At 41.0% G+C, this 2,020-nt stretch carries 1 protein-coding gene and 2 pseudogenes; all 3 read right to left on the bottom strand.

The genetic code is table 11. From position 1 onward, the window contains the following. Positions 1-681: 681 nt before the first annotated feature. Positions 682-984, bottom strand: a pseudogene (locus CKO50_RS24615) (T6SS immunity protein Tdi1 domain-containing protein). 185 nt (positions 985-1,169) lie between these two features. Next, positions 1,170-1,622, bottom strand: a complete 453-nt coding sequence (locus CKO50_RS11455; RefSeq protein ID WP_095728256.1) for an SMI1/KNR4 family protein — start codon at positions 1,620-1,622, stop codon at positions 1,170-1,172. 55 nt (positions 1,623-1,677) lie between these two features. Further along, a pseudogene (locus CKO50_RS11450) lies at positions 1,678-1,911 on the bottom strand (integrase core domain-containing protein); the annotation flags it as partial. Positions 1,912-2,020 lie beyond the last annotated feature (109 nt).

The following is a 2,020-nucleotide window of genomic DNA, read 5'->3' as shown; positions in this document are numbered from 1 at the left end:
TTCATGTGCCCGATGATTGGCTCTATGGCATTGCGTCGCTTGAGCTTCTTTTTAATGCTCGGTGTCACTCCCTGCTTTTGCCCAGCAATATACACATTATAACGCGTTGCTAAATGCCCGCGATAACCTNATCTACAAAACAGTTGTATGGTCTTTTATCTGTGACGTTTTCTACTATTCTCAACGTTTCCCATAACGTGTTACCATCATAGGGATTGCCGTGCATTGCATGAGCGCAGACCACAAACTGCTCTTTCAATGTTGTCGCGACACTCACTTTGACACCAAACTCATACGGCTTCGCGCTTTTTCCCTTGGAGATACATTCAACATCGGCATCATGTTATTACGCATTTAAACTTACTCAACATCCATTACCTGGAACCCTCGGGCATTGTACAAACCCCGAGCGTGCTATATTTAGATGGATTTGGACATAGCTATGCTGGCTCTTTTCACGTATGACAAACGCAAGCACTCGGAACAATTCTCCACTTCGTTCCAAATTGTCCGGTGTTGTGAGCCTTATCACCACAATTCCTAACTCACTTTTGTCCAAATACGAGTTTGTCCGCTCGTCCGCTATTCGCTCTTTTAGGCCATTAATCAGTTGCGAACTGTCAGATTTGATTAAGCCTTAACAATCAAACCTGTGTTCAATTTAAAGGACTTAAAAAGGTGCTATTGGTTATGGGGTAATTGGTTAGATAGCGCAACGATATCGGCCATAACACGCTTCTCTCCAAGGTCCGCTAAGAAAGCTAAATGTTCCGTGGCTTTTACCTTTTGGAGATTCTCAAGCTTAGGTTCGCCACCAAGGGCAAGAGCTGGCACAAAGCCATAGATTTCTCCATTTTCAAACTGCCTGAGCCATGGTAGTTTACTGCGCCCAAATATTTCGGTATCTTTCCAGCCTTCTCAATTGGATAAAACCGCCGAAATGATAAGAAACAAGACATCAGTAAGAGCATGATGTTGGTTGATGGAAGAGCGCTTATCTTCAACAAGTTAAAGTTAGCTAAATAACGACATAATTAACAAGTAGATAGTGATAATGTGGGCGTTATTAGATCAGAAAAGAGCTGGGTGTTAAAGTCTTTTTACAAAGGCGATCCCACCGTGACTACTAAGCGCTGCTCTCAGTATTTTTGACTTAATTATAATTAAAATTACGAGGTTCTAATCTCAACATATTCACAAAAGAATGAGAAGAAGGAGTCCGAGATTACCTCGTCAACTTGTTTTTTAAATAAGTTATAATTAACCAGTTTGTATTCTTCCTCTTGGGTATTAGAGTCTAAGCACCAACAGATTTCATTTTCTTTATAAAAAATGACAACTAAATGCTTAGGTAATTGAAATTCTCCCCTGCAATCTAGAGTGTCACCTAATATCGTCCCGCCGTGCGTTAAGTTGGCATTATTATCTTCAATGCCAGAGATCTCTGAGTCTATCACTCCCCCGCCGCCACACTCTCTTAAAAAACTCACTAGTGAAGGTGGAAGCCTAATCGAAATTAACTTTTCAAGTAGAGCTATTTCTTTCAGGTCAGCCGCACCTTGCCAAAAGGTTTCGTGTTCGCTCAAATCAAGTTGTTTAATTAACTCACTATATTTATTCATATAACTTTCCTACTCAAAATCTTTTGCTCTAAGTTTCCAGTACTCTTTGTAGTGGTCAACTAATTCCGGACAGTGAATTAAGTTTTTCTTCTGCTACTGCTGGAGCTTGCATATCGTTATGACTATGAGGCCTTCTCCAGTTGTAATAGTTCATCAAGTAAAAGCTAACGTCTTGTTCAGCTTCTTTAAATGAACTGTAGCCTGTACTTGGAAGCCATTCCGTTTTGAGACTTCTAAATAAACGCTCCATCGGGGCATTGTCCCAACAATTTCCTCTGCGGCTTGTTGCATATGCTGGTAGACATGTCATCGAGTGAATCGCGCAGACCTTTGACGATGTTTTTAACTTCCGTGGCGGATTGTTTACCTAGGTCTTGCCAGTTGATGTCTCTTAGGTA

Origin of the sequence: Pseudoalteromonas sp. HM-SA03 (assembly GCF_002289345.1) — a bacterium.
GTDB lineage: Bacteria > Pseudomonadota > Gammaproteobacteria > Enterobacterales > Alteromonadaceae > Pseudoalteromonas.
The sequence above is the reverse complement of the archived record's forward strand: the minus strand, read 5'-3'. Positions and strand labels throughout refer to the sequence as shown.

Bases quoted from the DNA above. Each gene is read 5' to 3' on its own strand.
- CKO50_RS11455 (WP_095728256.1), bottom strand. From the start codon at position 1,622: ATGAATAAATATAGTGAGTTAATTAAACAACTTGATTTGAGCGAACAC.